Origin of the sequence: Microcoleus sp. T3_B1, assembly GCF_036700445.1 — a bacterium.
Taxonomy (GTDB): Bacteria; Cyanobacteriota; Cyanobacteriia; order Cyanobacteriales; family Microcoleaceae; genus Microcoleus.
This window is the reverse complement of record NZ_JAUBOX010000023.1, coordinates 32,036-51,731: the sequence shown is the minus strand read 5'-3', so window position 1 is coordinate 51,731 and position 19,696 is coordinate 32,036. Positions and strand designations below refer to the sequence as shown.

18 protein-coding genes are annotated in these 19,696 nt (G+C 47.3%); 7 read left to right on the top strand and 11 right to left on the bottom strand.

The features are described from left to right. Positions 1-182 precede the first annotated feature (182 nt). The 5 genes from QT990_RS14855 to hpsA form a co-directional block, all read right to left on the bottom strand. Positions 183-821 (bottom strand): Uma2 family endonuclease, encoded by a 639-nt coding sequence (locus QT990_RS14855; protein WP_333465401.1) that lies wholly within the window; start codon positions 819-821, stop codon positions 183-185. 110 nt (positions 822-931) lie between these two features. Continuing rightward, positions 932-1,558, bottom strand: coding sequence for a prepilin-type N-terminal cleavage/methylation domain-containing protein (locus QT990_RS14850; protein WP_333465400.1), 627 nt, complete (start codon positions 1,556-1,558; stop codon positions 932-934). A gap of 58 nt (positions 1,559-1,616) precedes the next feature. Then, positions 1,617-2,699, bottom strand: coding sequence for a hormogonium polysaccharide secretion pseudopilin HpsC (gene hpsC, locus QT990_RS14845; RefSeq protein WP_333308231.1), 1,083 nt, complete (start codon positions 2,697-2,699; stop codon positions 1,617-1,619). A 55-nt stretch (positions 2,700-2,754) separates the two neighbouring features. Continuing rightward, on the bottom strand, positions 2,755-3,456 hold the full coding sequence (locus tag QT990_RS14840; RefSeq protein WP_333465399.1) for a prepilin-type N-terminal cleavage/methylation domain-containing protein: 702 nt from the start codon (positions 3,454-3,456) through the stop codon (positions 2,755-2,757). Positions 3,457-3,458: 2 nt separating this feature from the next. Beyond that, positions 3,459-8,483: a hormogonium polysaccharide biosynthesis protein HpsA gene (gene hpsA / locus QT990_RS14835; protein WP_333465398.1), complete on the bottom strand. Its 5,025-nt coding sequence runs from the start codon at positions 8,481-8,483 to the stop codon at positions 3,459-3,461. A gap of 995 nt (positions 8,484-9,478) precedes the next feature. On the opposite strand from hpsA, the gene QT990_RS14830 reads away from it, so the two are divergent. Further along, positions 9,479-10,243: a sulfotransferase domain-containing protein gene (locus QT990_RS14830; RefSeq protein WP_333465397.1), complete on the top strand. Its 765-nt coding sequence runs from the start codon at positions 9,479-9,481 to the stop codon at positions 10,241-10,243. 255 nt (positions 10,244-10,498) lie between these two features. On the opposite strand, the gene QT990_RS14825 is transcribed toward QT990_RS14830, so the two are convergent. The 3 genes from QT990_RS14825 to QT990_RS14815 all read right to left on the bottom strand — a co-directional run bounded on the left by QT990_RS14825 (position 10,499) and on the right by QT990_RS14815 (position 11,524). Further along, positions 10,499-10,906, bottom strand: coding sequence for a hypothetical protein (locus tag QT990_RS14825; protein ID WP_333465396.1), 408 nt, complete (start codon positions 10,904-10,906; stop codon positions 10,499-10,501). Next, positions 10,896-11,111 carry a hypothetical protein gene (locus QT990_RS14820; protein ID WP_190739384.1) on the bottom strand — a complete coding sequence of 72 codons (216 nt, stop codon included), beginning with the start codon at positions 11,109-11,111 and terminating at the stop codon, positions 10,896-10,898. The genes QT990_RS14825 and QT990_RS14820 overlap by 11 nt, the downstream gene beginning before the upstream one ends. A gap of 197 nt (positions 11,112-11,308) precedes the next feature. Next, a complete protein-coding gene (locus QT990_RS14815; RefSeq protein ID WP_333465395.1) occupies positions 11,309-11,524 on the bottom strand; it encodes a plasmid partition protein ParG in 216 nt (71 codons plus the stop codon). Between the two features lie 574 nt (positions 11,525-12,098). Between QT990_RS14815 and aroF the strand changes: the two genes are divergently transcribed. Both aroF and QT990_RS14805 read left to right on the top strand, forming a co-directional pair. Beyond that, positions 12,099-12,971, top strand: coding sequence for a 3-deoxy-7-phosphoheptulonate synthase (gene aroF / locus QT990_RS14810; protein WP_333143518.1), 873 nt, complete (start codon positions 12,099-12,101; stop codon positions 12,969-12,971). 306 nt (positions 12,972-13,277) lie between these two features. Then, entirely contained in the window at positions 13,278-13,475 is a 198-nt protein-coding gene (locus QT990_RS14805) for a heavy-metal-associated domain-containing protein (protein ID WP_333107044.1), read from the top strand. A 311-nt stretch (positions 13,476-13,786) separates the two neighbouring features. Here the strand turns inward: QT990_RS14805 and QT990_RS14800 are convergent, their stop codons facing one another. Beyond that, positions 13,787-14,194 carry a metalloregulator ArsR/SmtB family transcription factor gene (locus tag QT990_RS14800; RefSeq protein ID WP_333143498.1) on the bottom strand — a complete coding sequence of 136 codons (408 nt, stop codon included), beginning with the start codon at positions 14,192-14,194 and terminating at the stop codon, positions 13,787-13,789. A gap of 146 nt (positions 14,195-14,340) precedes the next feature. Here QT990_RS14800 and QT990_RS14795 point away from each other — a divergent pair, with 146 nt between their 5' ends. After that, on the top strand, positions 14,341-14,508 hold the full coding sequence (locus QT990_RS14795) for a metallothionein (RefSeq protein WP_333081421.1): 168 nt from the start codon (positions 14,341-14,343) through the stop codon (positions 14,506-14,508). Positions 14,509-14,797: 289 nt separating this feature from the next. Continuing rightward, complete coding sequence (locus QT990_RS14790) at positions 14,798-15,058, top strand: DUF7219 family protein (protein ID WP_333143497.1); 261 nt, start codon at positions 14,798-14,800, stop codon at positions 15,056-15,058. Between the two features lie 291 nt (positions 15,059-15,349). Here QT990_RS14790 and QT990_RS14785 read toward each other — a convergent pair whose 3' ends face one another. After that, positions 15,350-16,426 carry a metal ABC transporter solute-binding protein, Zn/Mn family gene (locus QT990_RS14785; RefSeq protein ID WP_333465394.1) on the bottom strand — a complete coding sequence of 359 codons (1,077 nt, stop codon included), beginning with the start codon at positions 16,424-16,426 and terminating at the stop codon, positions 15,350-15,352. 90 nt (positions 16,427-16,516) lie between these two features. Between QT990_RS14785 and QT990_RS14780 the strand changes: the two genes are divergently transcribed. Both QT990_RS14780 and QT990_RS14775 read left to right on the top strand, forming a co-directional pair. Then, positions 16,517-17,236 carry a metal ABC transporter ATP-binding protein gene (locus QT990_RS14780; RefSeq protein WP_333465393.1) on the top strand — a complete coding sequence of 240 codons (720 nt, stop codon included), beginning with the start codon at positions 16,517-16,519 and terminating at the stop codon, positions 17,234-17,236. A gap of 192 nt (positions 17,237-17,428) precedes the next feature. After that, complete coding sequence (locus QT990_RS14775; protein WP_333465392.1) at positions 17,429-18,265, top strand: metal ABC transporter permease; 837 nt, start codon at positions 17,429-17,431, stop codon at positions 18,263-18,265. Positions 18,266-18,457: 192 nt separating this feature from the next. Here the strand turns inward: QT990_RS14775 and QT990_RS14770 are convergent, their stop codons facing one another. After that, entirely contained in the window at positions 18,458-19,513 is a 1,056-nt protein-coding gene (locus tag QT990_RS14770) for a WD40 repeat domain-containing protein (RefSeq protein WP_333309164.1), read from the bottom strand. Between the last annotated feature and the right edge of the window lie 183 nt (positions 19,514-19,696).

The window sequence follows — 19,696 nt, the reverse complement described above, 5'->3', positions numbered from 1 at the left end:
ATTGACTATCTCGAAAACCCGCCCTTTTAATCGTTCGATCGCACATAACATGATATCATCTTCGGTCGATTACCCCTAATATCATGTCCGGTGGGGGCGGGTTTATTGGATTTGGGATTTGTGTTGAATATTAGGGTGAACCCGCCCCTACTATAATCACCTGCAAATTTGTCATCGCCCTGCTAAATTTGCGTTTTCACCCAATATCGAAAGGCTTTCATGGCGACGTTTCTGCCGGCTGTTTTGCTTTGTTCTAAGTATTGGGGGATGAGCTCGGTGATGGGGAAGTTGGGAAACTGGAGACTACGATCGCCCTGTATGTATTTTCCATTTTGCAGTACGCTGATTTGCAGGTGGCGGCCGTTGTAGCGCCACAATTCGGGTACTCCTAATGCTTCGTAGTTGTTGAACTGAGTGCGGGAGGTGAGGTCGATTTCTATGGCTAAATCGGGAGGTGGGTCTGTTTCTAAGTCGATGCGGCTTTTGCCTCTGACTGCGGCTTCGTTTTGGATGTAGAAACAGGTATCTGGTTCTACTCCTTGAGCCATTTTTTGATTTTTGAATGTGGTGGAACCTAGAGACCAAAATTCTATACCAAGTTCTTCGAGTAGTGCTTCGACTAAGTTACCAATCAGGATTTTACCAATTTCGTGTTCGGGTAGGGGAACCATGATTTCTAATGTTCCTTTGCTGTATGAAAGTCGGGATGCGCGACTTTCTCCCAATTCTGTTAGTAGGGTTTCAAACATCGGCCAGGTTATGTCTTTGAGTAATAGTTGATTTCCTGGCTGGATGATTATTTGTTTTAGTTCTAGCTGCATTTTTTGACTGTTTTAATAGGATTTGAAATATAAAATAATTTAAGTTAATATTTTTTAGCAATTCTGCATTTATGCGGAATTGCTGTTAGAGATTAAGATTAAATTTATTATTAAAAACTAGGTACAGTCGTGCAAGAATTTCCTTCAGCCGTTCTCATTCCTCCTAAAAGAGTTTCCACAATTACGCACTGTTTTGTACCGCCACCAGCAGGAGCAACTGTGACCACCAGAGGTAATTTTGGATTGGTTGAATTGTCTGGATCGACTAGACCGTTATAATTAAAAGTAAGTGGTGTAGCAGCCCTGCACGACGCACCAACAGGACAGCTAGCAGGAGAAATTTTAACCTGCCCTTTTTTGATTTCGCCTCCAGCATTTAACTGCTGCGTACTACCACCCGTAGCGAGTGGGGGGGTAAACGTAACAGTTGGTGGATCGACAGATGGGGCAGAAAAGGTAACTGTGACACTGCTTTTAGTTCGTTTTGCTTCGCTTTGTGCCAGTCGTAATGATTGGAAAACTCGATCGTTCACAGTGCGAACTCTTTGTCTGTTGATGAATGCCACCCAGCTTGGAGCGGCGATCGAGCTTAATATACCTACGATCAACGCTATCACGAGCACTTCTAGAAGCGTGAATCCTGCATCATCTTTTCTAGATGCAGTTTTGTTGAAATTAGGGCTGGGCTTGGCAGCCGAGTTATGCAAAAGTTTTAATAATATAGGTGGCGTTTTCATGGTAATCTCCTATTGTTTATCGGGGGGCGACGATGCGGAAATGTGTTTCAGGCATAAGTTAATTTCCTCGCGCACCTAGACCTTGTACTTGCACGGTTGCTGTTGGGAAATATGCCGAATTATTGGCGCTGGAAAGAACATTAGTAGGTTCACTGCGACGCAGGCTATTTCCTCTGAGGGTAACTCTGGCTATGTTTCTCACTGTATCTACACAAGCGTAGAAGCTATTTCTACCTTCTGTATCAGTTACTTTTAGAGTGGCTTCTCCGATTGGTGTTGAAGTTTTTGGATCGGTAGGATTACCAAGAGCAGTCGTGCATGGAGTCAATATCGACCCTGAACCGTGGTCTATGTAGTTAACCAGTACCTCTGGCTTGGTTGCCCCGGATTTAGGATTTGTTAGTCCCGTCGGATCTGTCACATTTACCGTGGGCTTACTAAAGTCAAAACTTGTATTAAAAGCTGGATCTCGTCGTTGAGTGTCTTTTGTGTCAGTATCACTGTAGTAAATGTCTGCAATACTTGTCGCGTCAGGGTTTTTGATTCCATCCGTAATTTCATAGCGAGCAATGCGGGTAGGACAAGTGCCTCCTGAAGGCTGACACCAAATAGAAGCAGAATCAGTTTCTTTAATCTGGTAGTAGGCAACTAATGATAGTACATAGGTGTCGTTGCATTTACCAGGGTTAGTATCGCAATCTTTTGGTTTTACCGTCTTAGCAACTTCTGGGTTAAAAGGAACAGAATTTTTCCTCGGTTGCTGCTTCCAAAATACAAGGATCGGAGTTCCATTATCAGGTTTAGGAAGTTGGTCTTTGATAGCAGGGATGCCTGTAGGATTCGTGGTGGGAGTGCTGGTAGTAGCGGGATTATTATCGTAAATATAAATAGCTTGACTCAAATCTTGGGAGATGAAATCAGCGGCGGCCTGAAGGTCTTGTTCGGTGTTTGACTTGACTTGTTCTCTCCTGTCGGTATTCAGCATATCGACTACAAAACCGAGCATCGGCGTAATGATTAAAAACGCCATAATTGCTCCCACTAATAGCTCGACCAGAGTCATCCCATTTTCTGTTTGAGTTGGCCCGGAGCGGTTTCGTTGGTGCTGACTTTTTAGAAGCAACCTGAGTAAAGTTTTCATTTTGACTTTTCCTTTGTCAAATGGGGGGAGCGGTTTTAATCTAATAACAAGGAATTTAATTTGTACACTTTTGAGAATCACCTTGGAGGCGAGTGCACAACGATCCATAGGAGGAGGCCTCTCCTGTAGTAGGGGGAATTTCTGATTGCATTACCACCAAAGGCGCTTGAGGATTGCCCAGACCGGAATTAGCTACTGATTGCTGTTTAGTTGTCATCGGCTTTCCGGTAAACCCGTCGGCCCGGTAAACCCGCACAATCAGGTTGTAGCCTGTGTCTGTGGGAATAGTGGTTCCTGTATTTGGGGGACGAACACCCTGAATATAAAAGTCTTTGCTGCTAGCACAACCTCCCCCATCCGTGTCAACGCAGTACAAACCACTGGGGCTTGTAGGAGCAGCAGCAGTGTCGGTAGGAAAACCTACTGGGCTTGTTGCATCATTAGGTCTGATCGCCCCCACTCTCAGAGCGTCAATGTAAGCTCTCCCCGCCATCGCCGCCAGTTCGATCCGCCGCGCTTGGACGCGAGTTGCTACTGAGTAGGCCATCACCGGGGCGATCGCGATCATCAGCACCGAAACTACAATCATCGCTACCAATGACTCGATAATCGTGTAGCCAGAATCTTGTGGCTTCAGTTTTTGGGCGCAACTGCCAGATTTACTCTCAGTCGGCTGGCTGCTGAATCCTGTTTCTGCCTTTGCTCCCTTGAATAACAAGGGTTGCGAGTAGCTGTTGTCTTTTAGTAGTTTATTCATGGTTAGGCACCTGTTTTAGATTTGCAGAATGAATCTGTTGGGCGCAAATTGCCAGTGACAGCTTTCGTTGTCCCGTCCTTATCAAGGAAAGCACACAACAATGTTTGTACCCACTCATCATCGCGAGGTACTTCCTGGAAATACTCATCCGGGGTGCGTTTTGTGGGAGGAGTCGTGAACTTTCGGGTAAACAAGTCGGGTGGCTGAGATAGTAAGCCCAAGTCATAACCCCAATTCCGAGCAGGAGGGGTGAAGAAGGGAAGGGCACCGGCGCCGGCATCTGTTCTGTATAAAGCTCTTGGAACACCGCCAGTGTAAGTGACTGCGGGTGGGGCTGGGCTCGGTGAGATTGGCGGTGAATCGAAAAGACTCCGCAACTTAGTACCGGAAGCTGTCTGCTGCGAAGCCGCCGGATCTAGAATCGGGATATAGGGCGCGGTGTTGTAAGCACTCCGGCCGAACTGAATAAAGGAACCCTGGATGTTTGTGGAAACTGCCCCGGAATTCCAGCTTTCCAAGAAGCGGGGCAAGTTTTGCAGGCCTCCGTTAAAGTCACCGACATTACCGAACGATCGCGAAGGAGTATCGTTCGAGCCTACGACCATATTAAATGTTGTGTTTACAGCCGTCGTTATCCACCCGGTTGCCCTCACAATACCTGCACCTTCTGGCAAACGGGTCGATGAAGCAGCCGCTGGCGCCGCCGTCACAGTTTGGATCTGCAAAACCGGCATTAGTAGCGGCTGCCATTTGTCATTTGTCGCTAATTGTGGCAGATCTGCACCGCTCCCGTCCTTCCTAGCCTGGTTAAACACATAGGGAAGATTGTTTGAGCCGTAAGTCACTGTAGTAGCGGGATACGCAGCAGTCGTCGCAAACCACAGAGAATTAGCTGTGTTTTGATATGTTGTGTCAGACACCGTAGCCGATGTTCCTGTGCCACTAATCCCTAATGGTACAGGAGCAGTGCTCGAAGTCAGCTTCTGGTCAGCAGCCGCTCTGTTAAAAGCAACACGGCGGGGGAAGCGTTGCAATTCTGGTGCTGGCGGGATAGCAGTTGTTCCGGCTCCGGCTATAAAGTCTGCACCGGTAATGCTAGTATTGGCCCTCTTAGGAGATGTCGCCAGCGGATTTACATACCAGTCGCTCTCCGTACACGCAGAAACTGGGATTCTGGTACAAACTTCCATTAAATACTCTGGGAAAGTCCCCCGCCGCTGCACTGGAGTAACAAAGTTGTTGAAGTAAGAACTGTTAACAGGATTGCTGTTGTTTGCGTAGTTTTGGTCTGTAACTGCTGTGCCTCCTGTGTTGACTAAATTGCCACTCGTAGCTTTGAATGCCCCGCTGGAAAGTCCGTTTGTCACAAAGTTGTTGCTGTAAAATCCTTGCTGTTTGCGAAGCATTACAGCAGCAGCACCAGCATTATTTCTCAGGTCAAAATCTCCCTCGTTGCGGAAGCCAAAACGGTAATTTTTTGAAAGCAGGGTGACAGCATCTGCCAGTATGTTTGCGGGACGCCAGGTGTCGCCGGTTGTACATTTACCACCTAATCTGGGGTCGTTTGGGCGACAGGCAAAGTTCTTATTGAGGTTTGCGGCTGTGCGATCGTAAAAGGCACTCCAATCACCCACGGCCTGAGTAAACTCTTCGCCGGAGTGAGGGTTAAATTCGTTTTTGATGTAAACGGGTAAATTAGATGCCAAAGTCAGCCCCTTTTCCATGACTACATCCGCCACAGTAGCGGAGGAACCAGGAAATCTGCCTAGCTCCTTACCATTCACAAGTAGAATTCCGTTGGGCTTGCGAGTAGGGTCTAGCCGGGAATCTGTGGGGCTGACTGTTGCGCTACTACTTTCATCTATGCCACCTGCGGCAAGACCAGGGCGAGAACTGCGATCGGGCAGGGCATCGTCGCGAGTGGCATAAATAATCCCGCTGTTTGGCAGTAAATACTCGTCCGTTCCAAATTTAGTCCTTCGCAGTACATCGAGGTCTATCTGAGTGGCACGAATTTCTAAAGGTTGCCTTTCTTCTAAGGGCTGGTTGTAATTTCCTGTTAGTTTTGCTGCTTGGGCACCTGTGGTGGGGCTGCTCAGCGTAAAGGCTTCGTTAACGTTGGTATCCGGGTCATCGCGATCGATCGCCTTGATTTCTCTGGCATTCAAAAATGCTACTTCTTGGATAGCCCCGTGAGGAATCAGTGCCGGATTGGCAGCTATCTCGCCCTTAAGTATCTGTAGCGCGCAATTCGTTGAGTCGATCGCAGCTTTTTCTGCCAAATTGCGATCTGCGTCTGCTTTCACAAGAGCATCTCTCAAAGGCTTATTAGCAAACCGACCGTCGGGGAAGACTAAATTAGCTTGCATATCTAAAGCGGCTTCTCCGCCACTAAGCAAGCCTGTTGTAGCAGAAAGCGTTGAAGCGCCACCCGGTCGCGCTTTCGGGGGGGCGTAGGTGATGCCGTTGTTGGAGCCGATAAAGGTCTGCCGTGTTCCTAGCCCAGGTGCGCGTGTTGCGATATCTGGTGCGAGCGCTCCCTGGCCGCTGACATCGGGTAGGCTTCCCGTCGAAATGTTTCTCGCTGTGGAAGCGTTGCTAGGGTCGTAATAGCTGCTGACGCAGGCCAGCGGTTTGTCATTCAACTCTCCCTTGGCCGGGGGATTATTTTTATAGTGATAAACTACCGTCGCCCGCATCCGCAAATCGCCTTTGGCAAATTTCCTAGCGGTAGTGCCTTGCTCAACAATACCTGGAAGTAGAGTAGTAGAGGTCACTGCTGATGGGAGAGTTGCGCTGATATCGGTAGGACTAGACCAACCTGGGTTCCAGCGAGTCCAGTTACCGGCAACATTATCATATACTTCTGACCCCGGCCCCAGTGGTGACATCGGCATGGAGTCGGGCCAGACGACACGGTACTGCTCAGTGGCGGTCGTTGTTGTTGGGTCGTCGTAAGTAGCATTAGGGTCTGATTGCCCGCCTTTGAGCGCACCACTCGAAGGATTTATCCAGCTAGGCGGTGGCAGGAATGAATTAGTGCGATCGTAAACCCCTGCACCAGTAATGACGCGCAAACCGCCCATGCCATCCAAGGGATTTTTCGGGTTTCTTGCTGCTTCTTGTTCCCAAAAACCGTTGCGATCTGTCGCTCCTACATCAGCGATCTTTGTCACCTGAGACGATCGAGTGCGCGGAAAATTAGGATCTGGGGGGTCGATCGAATTCCACTTCGCTGCTGGTATTTCTTCCGGCTTACTGGTAAATTCGGATTTGGTGGCGTCCCATCTCTTGGCTGGTAGGTTGTTGCCTACCACAACGCGATCGCCCAGAAATTGTTCTTCTTCAGGTTCTTTTGAGGGGTCTGTTGCTTCTAGCTGATTAGGAGTTAGGGTGATTTTGGTTTCGGAATCTTTGAGCAAACTCCATTTGTCTACGGGTCTTAGGGTCTCTTTGCTTTCTAGAATGGGTGGGGTTCCGGCTGGTGTTGACCACGGAAGACCGTAGCCCGCCGTTGCGTCTCCTCCAAGCGGCACTTCCGCATAGGGAACCTTGCGGAGCATCTGCTTAAAATATTCTGTCAGCGCTTGTTTGCGATCTAGGGTTGGCGGTCGCTGCCGCACTGACAACGGATCGTTAGCCTCCGGGTTGGGACTGGCGGGGTTTCCCAACTGCGCCTCTACTAGCAAATTTAGGCGCTTTGTATAGGCTTCGTCGTTGTAAAGAACATTCAATCTAGAATCGCTTGTTGATTCCGTACCCGCCTTAATTTCTAATTTTTTACTCAGCATGAATGCGTTTTTTCCGCTCGTAGGGAGGCTACCTTGTTTGAAAAGGTGCACGTCCACTGCATTCTTAACCGTGTTGTTACCAGACCAACCATTTACTACATTACCAGCCACAACAATTTTGCTACCTTCTTGTTCGTAGAAACAAGAATCTGGGCTGCTGACCTGATACAGTTTTATGCTATTGGCAGCATTAAACCCTGTCACTAGCAAATTACTGTTTGTGAATATCCGCCCGTTTAGATTCAACGGAGGTCCCGGCGATATGTCTAGATCGTTTTCATAAACAACCGCGTTGTTGGGGATCGGAATAAGAGCTTGGTCTTGCTGATATTCCAGGGCTGAAATGCTAGAATTTCCTGTGAATGCTTGATACTTAGTAGGATTGATAGCAGCATCTGTGGCTGTCATCGGTACGTTAACTGTATAAACAAAAAAACTTTTTTTAAGTTTCCCGTCTATCCTGTACCAGCCTGAGTCCCCCGCTAAAGTAGCGACAGTACCTCCACCCTGTTCGCAACCAGCCTTAAGTTTCCTCTGCGGTGGCTTTCTTGCTTCCAACGGCTCTCTTTTTCTTAAGAAGTCCCCCAAAGTAGGGGCTTGCGTGCCCCTTGGGGGGGTGCGGAAGAATATGCCGTAGAGGGTAAAACTGTCAAATTTGCCATCGCCATTTGTATCGACGGGATATCTCCAAGCAGTATTTATCGATTCGTTGGTTTCGATATCAAAGCCAGTATCGTTAACCTTAAGATCGGGACTTATGCCACCGCTACCATCTAGGTCATACTTAAGTCTCAGGCGTTCTTCGTCCCCAAAGGTATAATTATCGGGAACTGCACTTCCACTTGATTGGGGGTTGGCGATCGGCAAGTACAAGTCTTTATCAGAAGGGGTACCCCGATTCTGGGTTTGCTCCAGCAGGAACTGAATTTTCGCTTTCGCCCGATCAATCGCCGGAGTCGCGGCCGCCAGCACCTGCTGGTTCACGCGCACGTTACGCGCCGTATTCGCCCGATCGAACGATCGCAGCGTAATCGCCACAGTCAACAAAATCACTACCAGCAACACCATCGTCACCGTCGGCAGCACAAACCCCGCCACCGGCAGTCTCGCCCTCCGGCCCATAGCCATCAGGGTTTGCAGCATTGCTCTCATCAGCCGCTTAGCCCCGGATCTGGTAACACCAGCAATCCGCCGCAGCAGGGATACGATAATTTTGGATAATTTGCTCTTAAACATTGACGCCTTCCTGAATAATTTCAGAGATGGTATTGCTGGTAGTGACTGCTCGACAGTACAATCCCATCTTTATATTGTTCCCATTTTTTGCAACTTGCATATCAGCCTCTTGCACAAATTTTAATTTGTACTTTGGCTGAAAAATAAAACCCACAAACCCGCAACCAAAATCGCCGCCGATAATATATTTTTCAGCGAAAGATTTGCCCCGCAGGGATTAGATCTTCCTTACTCCACTCTAATCTAGTTAAATTGAAATGTCAGTGGTCAGACCCAGAGTGAATTCGATCGCCCAAAAACAGCGATCGCGAGCGTATCCCATGTATTTCCCAGCCCTTATCTGGCGGCCTTTGTTGATGTGTTCGCCTTGCTAGCGCTTGCCACCACCGGAATCTACAATCACGATCGGCCCATCGAGTGGTTATGCCTGTCAGCGCGATCGAACTGAGATATTGCACTATTCTCAATTAGCCGTAGGGGCGGGTTCGCCAACAGCCTTAAAGCTTGCAAATAGGTTCTATAAACCCGCCCAATCCCACGAAAAATCCTCTTATTGATATTGCTGCAAGATGTCAGATCAAATATAAATTGGGCGATGAATTTCCGTAATGCCCCCAAGTGCGATGAATTGCCGTAATGCCCCCAAGTGCGATCTCAACTGTTGCACCATAGTCAATCAGCCTTTTAGGGGCGGGCAAGATGCCCACCCCACAATAAAATTAACTGGTTCCCAAGCTCTGCCTGGGAACCGATGTAAGCGAGGCTCTGCCTCGGCCCAGACTATGGAGGCAGAGCCTCCGGATATGCGTTACCAGGCAGAGCCTGGTAACGAGTATAATCATTTAGGATTGCTATATATAAATACATCTTCAGTCCTTTTCAAAGGACTTGCGCTATGAGACGGGGGTTTTTAACCCCCGGCGGACTATCGGTACAAATGCCAAATCCGAAACACTGTCAGTACAAGTGCCAAATATAAACCTAGCATCCCACCCATGAAACAACCCTCCAAACCCCCCGACTTCATCATCATCGGCGCCCAAAAAGGCGGCACAACATCCCTGTACAATTACCTAATCCAACATCCCCAAATCCTCCCCGCCGCCCAAAAAGAAATCCATTACTTCGACTTGAACTTCGACAAAAGCCCAGACTGGTACTACGCCCAATTTCCCCAGCCCCAAACAGGCGAAAACCTAGTAACCGGAGAAGCCAGCCCCTACTACATCTGTCACCCCCAAGTTCCCCAGCGAATTTATGATTTATGTCCCAAAGTAAAAATAATCGCCCTGCTGAGAAACCCAGTAGAACGCGCCATCTCCCACTATTATTACTATATCAAAATAGGCTACGAATCGCTATCATTAGAAAGTGCGATCGCCTCCGAACCCGAAAGACTCAAAGGCGAAATAGAAAAACTCCAAACCAACCCAAACTACTACAGTTACGAACACCAACACCACAGTTATCTAACCCGCGGCATATACGCCGATCAACTCCCAGCCTGGATGAAACTTTTTCCCAAATCACAACTTTTAATCCTCAAAAGCGAAGACTTGTATACCAATCCCTTCGGCACATACAACAGCGTGTTAGAATTTCTAGAATTACCGCCGCACCAACTACAAACCTACGAAAAATACAACGCCACCCAATATCCCCCCATCAGCGACACAGTATACGACCAATTAAGAGCATATTTTCGATCGCACAACCAAAGACTAGCCCAATTGTGCGATCGAGACTTCGGCTGGGATTAATAATGTCATTCGTGTCAACAATCGCCTAATACCAATTTTTTATGAGGCCCCGTAGAATCCGATCCCCCCTAGCCAAGGGCGGGCACGGGGAGTAGGGGTCGCACCGCCCCTACTAAGGGGGGGACAAGATTCCGATCAAAGTCAACCCCTACTCCCCTTCTTAAGGGGGATGCGAGGGGGATCGAGATATGTGCAACTTCACATTAAATTGGTATAAAAACCTTTTTTGTGCCAGTTGCGCTCAGGACTAAAATATTAAACAGCGGCCGTAGCATTTGCTTCCAGAGGCTCGATTTCCTCCGGCGTAGCGTGACGGCGCGGATCATTAAAGCTGCGTGCCGCTAGCCAGTTAGAATTTTGCGCCGCCTCGCAACCAATCACGTAAAGCGAAGATTGGTTAAAAGCAGCCCAGAGAGCATCACAAGCCTGTTTATCCATCAGTGAATCGGCGATCGGGCGATCGTGAATCAGAGCAAATAAATCAAACTCATTTCGTTTTGGATTCCACTGATATTGCAAAGTAGGAGCATAACCCATTTCGATCAATTGTGCGATCGCGCGATCGGGCGTATATCCGTCCAAATGCACCCGATTGAGATAGATAGACACTTGGACATACTCATCTCTGGCAGGTAGCAGTCGGTAGTTCGAGTTAGTCATCATTATTTGTCTCCGTGCAGTAGTAATAAGAACGGCCTGCAATATCGGGGCGTTTTTCAGCCTTCATTTTATGCTGAGCACATCGTCGCTTAGCATAAAGGTCTTTTTCAATTTCAGTCTCGCCAGGGGCATAAAAAGGACGGTGAGGAAGCAGTTCGGCTTCTAAATCCTCCCAAGATTTCTCTGGGTTGTCTGAATCTCTCAGCATTTGTCCCTCGCGCTTTGTTCGAGGATGCCATTTATTCGATATAGTCGATCGGTCATTCGATTTTAGATTTTAGATTTTGGATTTTGGATTGACTTGCGCGAGATAAATTCGGGGGCTTGAGGATTTGAGATTTGAGATTTTGGATTGATTCCACGGATAAATCACGTGGCGGCTACCACCTTTGAAATTCTTGGTCATCAGTCTGTTTCCTCTGTTTTGGCGATCGTCTTGACGGGCTGGGGCTTTGGCTCTAAAACGGGTTCGTTTTCCTGTAGCCAAGTTTCGATGTACTCCAACAGAACCTCATTCATGCTGAGGCTACGCATGGCGCAAGATGCTTTGAACTTGGCTCTTGTCTCTTCAGGTAGATAGATTTTTACGGACACAGTTTTACTTGTACTCAAAGTTTCCATATCGCTATATCGATTTGTCTATCTGTCTAGCCTGACACACAGCCGCGCGATCGGATAGGGTCGTTTGTCGATATAAGGACTTGTCGTTTTGTCCCTATGTCGATATAATAACAGACATAGCCAAAAAACGACAACCGCGCCGACTTAAACGCCATTGCCGTTTCCATACATTTTGCAAAAAAATGCTTGACATTCCTACCAGTCTGTGATAGCTTATCGAATAGTATTGTGTTTAATCCACAAATCGCAGCACTTCAGCTATGTTCACAGCCAAGTTCACAGCCAACAGCTATTTTTATTTTTGGTACAGCCAAGTTCGCCCGGAGTGAATTTACAATTCACTGTGAACATCCGGGCGAACCGCAGACTAACACCTGCGGTTTTGTTTTTTCTACTTCTTTTCCCAACAACCAATCGAGTACAAGCGAAAACAGCAATGACATTATTCATTAACTGGTACAACAGCTTTTATTTTTGGCCCAACAAAAGTTCTGGGTAAATTGTCGCGCTGTCTTTTCGCACCAACCCGGAACTCCTAAAAGTTCCGGGTTTTTTGTTGTCAACCACCCACTTAATTTCCCAGGAAAATTCCCTCATGTTAGAAGCCAAACTCGTAACCAAATCTCATCCAGAACACCAAACAATTGTCAAACTCTCAGAAACAGTCTCCGTCGGCGGCCAAGAATTATTAATCATCGGCGGCCCCTGTACCGTCGAAAGTTCTGCACAAATGGAAACAGTCGCCCGCCAACTCTCTGCCGCATCCGTGCAAGCTTTGCGAGGCGGAGTCTACAAACCCCGCACATCTCCCTATGCTTTCCAAGGCATGGGAATTGAGGGACTCGAAATTTTAGCCGATGTCAGCCGGCGTTACGGTTTGCCCGTAGTGACAGAGGTAATGTCGATCGCCCAAATCGATCCAGTTGTCACCTATGCTGATATGCTGCAACTAGGCAGTCGGAATATGCAAAACTTCGAGTTACTAAAGGCGATCGGTCAAGCCGGAAAACCAGTCCTGCTAAAACGCGGCTTATCAGCCACAATCGAAGAATTTGTGATGGCCGCCGAATACATTCTCAGTCACGGAAATCCTCATGTAGTTCTCTGCGAAAGAGGCATCCGCAGCTTCGACAATTACACCCGGAATGTATTAGATTTAGGTGCCGTCGTAGCACTGAAACAGTTAACTCATTTGCCAGTAATAGTAGACCCTTCTCACGCAGTAGGCAAGCGAGAATTAGTCGCACCCCTAGCCAAAGCAGCGGTTGCTTGCGGTGCAGACGGATTAATTATTGAGTGTCACCCGCAACCAGAAAAATCGGTTTCTGATGCGCGGCAAGCTCTTTCTTTAGCAGATATGGTAGATTTAGTTGCGAGTTTGTGGCCTGTAGCCGCCGCCGTTGGCCGGTGCATACCAGATACTAAGTCATTAGTCATTAGTCATTAGTCATTAGTCATTAGTCATTAGTCATTAGTTATTAGTCATCAGTCATTAGTCATATTATGTCCGGTCGATTACCCCTAATACGGTAGGGGCGGGTTCACCAACAATATCTGCCAATAATTAACAATCTCAAAAACCCGCCCCTTTAATCGCTCGCTCGGACATAATATCATTAGTCATTAGTCGGCGCCGCAGGACTTGGCTTTTGTAGAGTCAGAATTTATGCGGACGCACTTTTGCTTGGAAAGCGAAATTAGATTAAAATAAAAGCACAATCAATACTGTCATCTACAATATTTGGCTTTTATTATGGCAATACTACTTAACGTTCCCTCGATCGTCTGCTCCGGCTGCGGTGATACAATTACCAAAGCCATCAAAACTGTTGACTCCGAAGCTACTGTCAATGTGGATGTCGCAGCTAAGACTGTTACGGTTGAGGCTCAAGCTTCTGAAGAGTCAATTACACAGGCGGTTGTTGCTACGGGCCACACCGTCCAAGATTGATATAGCCTTTCTCAGAAAGATGAGGTACTCATGGGCATAGGGCATAGGGCATAGGGCATAGGGCATACCTCACCACGCTTGAGAACCGCTATATCTAGTTGGGTGGGGGCGGGTTTACAAGATTATTGGTATTAGGCCGACATTATTGGTAAAACCCGCCCCTACAGAATTTTAAATCCATTACCAATGCCCAATGCCCTGTTTGGCCAATGCCCAATGCCCTGTTTGGCCAATGCCCAATGCCCTGTTTGGCCGATGCCCTGTTTGGCCAATGCCCAATGCCCCATGCCCAATGCCCAATGCCCAAAAGATTATTCTTCGTCTAAGTGTTCGGCGACTGCTTGGTAAAGTTCAAAAACGTGGCGATCGAGTAAACTATAAAAAACTTGTCTCCCAACCTTGCGGTAACTTACCAACCGCATCGCCCGCAATGCCCGCAACTGGTGCGATACTGCTGACTCACTCATACTCAACGCCGCAGCTAAGTCACACACGCACAGTTCTTGTTTTGCCAAAACCGACAGCAGCCGCAGACGGTTCGCATCTCCCAAAAGACTGAAAAACTCAGCCATCCGCTGAGCTTTGGCGGTGTTGAGAACCTGTGTTTGGATGTCCCCGGCCCGCAAACAGTCAACTAGGTGCGATGGATCGCACGTTGGTGTATCGTTTTGTTGGTAAGGCTGACTTATCGCTCCATTAACAGCAGAGTTGGGTGACATCTTTTCAAGGCTTGTTTTAATTCTGATTTTCATTTTAGTGCGATCGACAAACCTTTTGTAACAAAACTTTTACATTCCCTTGACTAATATCTGAATATGTGTTCAGATATTAGTAGAGATAAACAACCCCACCAGGAGAAGCTCAAATGACTACCGCCACCCAAACAAAATGTGCCTGTCCTTCATGTTCGTGCGTGGTCAGCCCCAGCGAAGCCATTGAAAAAGACGGCAAAACATACTGTTCCAGTGCTTGCGCTGACGGCCACCCCAACGGCCAAGGCTGCGGCCACACCGGCTGCGAGTGCCACAAATAAATATTCGGCTTCAGAAAAGGTTAATCACCCACTGCCAAATATCTCTAAAGGGAGATGCGAACCGCGCATTTCCCAATTTTTTTGCTTTTAGGTTAAAGAAAAGTTAAAATAAAGCTAACTTAAGGTTAAGACTGCATTAATAGACTAAATACAGAGCGAAAAAGCACAATTGCTACTTACGCAATACAATAGAAGCAAGTTAGCGCCGCGATACTGAGTACAAATAGTGCTATTAACAGCAGAGACCGAACCAAAAGTTGAATACCAAAAGTTTAATTAGGAGGGGGCAATGAAAGAGCGGGAAGATTTTTTACATCCTCGCAATCGCTACTACGGTGATTTCACGCCAGAAAACTTGGCGTTTAATGCCAACTTGCAGGAGTTTGCTCAAAAAATAACTTATATTTGCTCGCTGGAAACAGGGGGGAAAATTAGCGCTGAGAAAGCCTATAAAGATATTAAGATGCTTTGGAAAGACCTAAAATCCTCTAAGAAACAATTGGGAATTGGCCAAAAACCCCCCAGTACCGAGGAGCCACATTCACCTTAAAGTCATCTCAGTCAACGCAGCGTTTGCAATCGAAAACCCCTGCGATTGCAAACGCTGCTTTTTGCTGCGTACCCAGCAAAGGTAAGGCAATACGCTTGGGTTAAAACTATTTATTCCTCGGAGATCCCCCTAAATCCCCCTTAAGAAGGGGAGTAGGGGTTGACTTTGAGTAAGTTCTTGTCCCCCCCTTCGTAGGGGCGGTGCCCCCGTGCCCGCCCTTGGTTAGGGGGGATCAAGCTTAACTGAACCCTATTGAAATATAAGGTGCTTGCTAGGCGAACTTTAGAAAGTCTATGGTTTGGGAGTTGGTGCAGTTTCTCCTGCAAAGGAAGTACAATTACCACCGAGGCCAGAAATAATCGCGCAAGTATTAGTTTTCAGCATTCCCTGATATGTATCAGCACCGGTGCCGGGGCCGCCCAACTCGTCGCTGTAAAGTTCCTTGTCCGAAATTTCGACATTTGCCTCCCTCGCCACAGTCTCCATCAACTTCGGATTAGTTGTAGTTTCGGCAAAAATTGTCGGCACTCCTGCGGTCTTAATTTCAGAGGATAATTCGGCAATTCTTGCGGCGGTGGGCTGTTCTTCAGTCGTCACACCCTGCAAAGCTCCAGCCATCTCCAAACCGTAAGCATCGGCATAGTAACTCAGAGCATCGTGAGTGGTTACTAACTTGCGTTTTTCTGCTGCAATAGTCGCAATTTGAGCTTTTATCCAAGTATCTATTTTTTGCAACTCATCTGTTAAGCTTGCTGCATTTTTTGTAAAAAGTTGAGCATTGGTGGGGGAAACTTTGATCAATTCATCCCGAATTGTTTCTACCATACGGATGCCATTTTGAGGGTTATGCCAAACGTGAGGGTCAGGGACTTTTTCGCCTTCTGCATGGGGTTGGTTTTGGGCTTTCTCTTCGCCGTGTTCGTGGTCGTCTTTGCCCATCAGCGGTTTGGGAACGGCGAGTTCGTGGACGGCAATTTTGGGTGCGGAATTACTGCTAGATTCAATTAACTTAATGATGCTGGGTTCGTGGTTGTAGCCACCGTATAAAATCAGATTGCCCGTTTCAATCGCTTTGCGGTCTTCCGGCTTGGTTTGATAGGCGTGGGGGTCGTCTCCCGGCTTGATTAGACACGTGGTGTCGATCGAACTTTGAGCGATTTCTCTAGTTAGGTTGCAGATAACGCCAGTCGTGGCGACGACTTTGGGCAAGTTGGCGGCGGGACTGGCTTGAGTTTGAGTTGCGGCCGGACTCTCTGGCGTCCCATTGCTTGCGTTCTGCCCTCCACTGCAGCCAACCAGCCCCCAGCCAATTGCCAAAACAGCCAGACCGCACAATCTGCCGCTTTTTCCAGCCCAGTTCTTTAACATTTTCACCTTTGGAACGATAATCGTTATTACTTTTTTGAGTTATCCTATTGTAGTAGCTACGAACAAGAATCGTTCTCAAAATCTCTAATTATGCTAGAAGTGCAAGACTTAGCTGTCAATTATCGAGGAATTGCGGCCCTCAACAGCGTCAATTTCCATTTAGAATCGGGGCAATTAACCGGTGTGTTCGGCCCCAACGGCGCGGGGAAAAGCACGATGGTGAAAGCGATGCTGGGATTGATCCCGGCCTGTCGGGGTTTGGTGAAATATCAGGGGCGACTGCTGAAGGAACAGTTGTCGCGGGTGGCTTATGTGCCGCAGCGATCGCAAATTGACTGGGATTATCCGATTACGGTGTGGAATGCGGTAATGATGGCGCGAACCGTCCAGACTGGTTGGTTTCGCAGTCCCTCGAAGCAGTCGCAAGAATTGGTAAAAGCTGCTTTACTGCGGGTAGGAATGTGGGATTTGCGCGATCAGCAAATTGGCGAACTGTCTGGCGGACAGCAGCAGCGGATTTTCTTAGCAAGGTCGATCGCCCAACAAGCCGATTTATTCTTCTTCGACGAACCTTTTAACGCGATCGACAAAGCAACCGAAGAAATTATTTTCGATATTTTTGCCGAACTAAAAGCAGAAAATAAAACATTGCTAGTAATCAGCCACGATTTAGGCGAAACTTTAAAACAGTACGATAATTTATTGTTGCTAAATAAGCAATTAATTGCGACTGGTTCCTGCCGAGAAGTTCTCACCGCAGCCAATATTCAAAAAGCCTATGGATACGATTTAAGTTTAGTTTCAGCATAAGCAAAAAAAGATTTATCTTTAAAATTGATTGTGGCACGGGCGTCTCGCCTGTGCAGTTGATTGTGGCACGGGCGTCTCGCCTGTGCAGTTGATTGTGGCACGGGCATCCTGCCTGTGCAATTGAATGTGGCACAGCCATCCCGCCTGTGCAGTTGATTGTAGTTAAAAAAATCCTATTATTGACCTAATTCAATGTTAAATTTTCTAATTGAGCCGCTACAATTCGAGTTCATGCGAAATGCGATCGCCGTCGGCATTTTGCTAGGAATTCTCTGCGCCGTTGTTGGTTCCTATTTAATTGTACAGCAAATGGGAATGATGGTGGACATGATTGCCCATTCAGTATTAGCAGGATTGCCCGTAGCTTTTTCTTTAGGTTTCAATATTTCGATCGGCGCGTTTATATCGGGAATTATCAGCGCCGTGATTATGGCGTGGATTCAGTCCCAATCGCGCCTCAAAATTGATGCAATCATGGCATTAATTTTATCTACATTCTTAGCAATTAGCGTCACCTTGATTAGCCTATTGCGGACAACCAAATTAGATTTAGACGGGTTTTTGTTTGGGAATATCTTGTCAGTTGCGCCTGCTGACGTGCAACAGACTTTTGTCATTACTTTGATTATTTTGGCGACGGTTAAAATATTTTATAAAGAACTGCTATTCTATACTTTTGACCCGTTGGGAGCGCAAGCCGGCGGTTTGGCTGTAAACTGGATTTATTTGGGGATGATTTCGGCGATTACGCTGACGATTGTTGCGAGTTTGCAAACTGTGGGGGCGCTGTTAGTAATTTCCCTATTAATCGGGCCGGGAATGACGGCGTATTTGTTGGTAAAAGAGCTACATTTAATGATGGGATTAGGAGCAATTATTGGGATTACAGCTAGCGTGAGCGGTATGTATCTAAGCTATTATTTGAATATGCCGTCAGGTGCGGCAATTGTATTAGTTGTTTTTGGGTTATTTTTAGTAGCTTTGCTGTTCAGTCCCAGTCAAGGGATTTTGACAAGAAAGAGAGGATAACACTCCTGGATGCACTTCGACGCTTAGAAACCGGGTTTTTTACTCGATGCAGTCTGCAACGAAGTAGACCCTCGAAAAACCCGGTTTCTGGATACCCGTGGGTAAGTCCTAAAGTTTTCAATTGTTTATGTTTTGGTCAAACGGGTGCTTATGCGAACTTAGCGCCGCCCGAACCCTTTGCCGCCCATAGATTTATGACCAAACCAGCAATTCGCCTCCACAGCCGCCAGCGGCGAGAAACTGACCTTCGGGATGCCATGCGAGACAGGAAAAACCGCCCTCTGCGCCTTCTAGAATTTGCAGCAATTGTTCTGCTTCCTCCCACAAACAAACTTGACCGTCTGCGGCGGCAGAAGCTAATAAAAATGTGGTAGGTTGAAAGGCGATCGCATTTACCACATTTTCATGCACTTCTAACCCCCAAGAATCCCAACCGACACTTTCATCAGCGTGTTTTTCCCACACTGAAATACCTTCCGAACTCGCAGCCGCTAACAAAGGCGCCCCCAAGGAATTAGTTTTATCCGACCAAGCTAACTGCCGAACTTTCCCCGGAAAACCCTGCATTACCCACGGTTCAAAATTACCCCATTCATTAACAATTAGAGTATTGTCCATATTGCCGCAAGCTAAATATTCCCCTTGTGGCGACCAAGAAACGGCACCGGTTGCAGAGGGTACTGATAAAATTTCCGGGTCTTCGTCCCAGTCTTCACCATGCCAAACTTTGACACCTTGATAGCCGCTAACTGCCAGATATTGAACCATCGGATGCCATGCTAAATCGAGAATAGATGATGACTCGAAATTCAGCGTTACTTCAACAACATTATCCTCAGCATTCCAGACTTGAACGTAGCGGCCCATACTGAAAGCTAACTGGTTGCAGTTGGGACTCCAAGCTAACTTATCAACCCAGACGCGCTGGTTATCCAAATCAGCAATTAATTCACCAGAATTAACGCGCCAAATTCGCACTTTTCCATCTTGTCCGCCAGCAGCTAGGAATTGACTGTCGCGGGAAAAAGACAAGCAATCGGCTGATTTCTCCGTAGCACTTTGTAGCGTTTGCAAGGACAATTCATTAACTGCCCCTACTTTCGCCAGCATCACTTCCCCCGCCGCAGAACAGACTGCTAAAGTTTTGCCATCCGGCGACCAAGTAACAGCAGTTATGTAGTCAGACAGCATGGCTTCGGCATGAATTTCTAGGGTTTGTTCACTTTTATTTGTCTTTTTGCTACCCATATTTATTGAATCTGAGATGTTGTACTATTCTTAAGAACGGGCAAGATGCCCGTTCCACAAGAAATGAATTTTCATCTTGTGGAACAGGCATCTTGCCTGTTCCCTTCCACAAAAGATGAATTTTCATCTTGTGGAACAGGCATCTTGCCTGTTCCCTTCCACGGGCAAGATGCCCGTGCCACA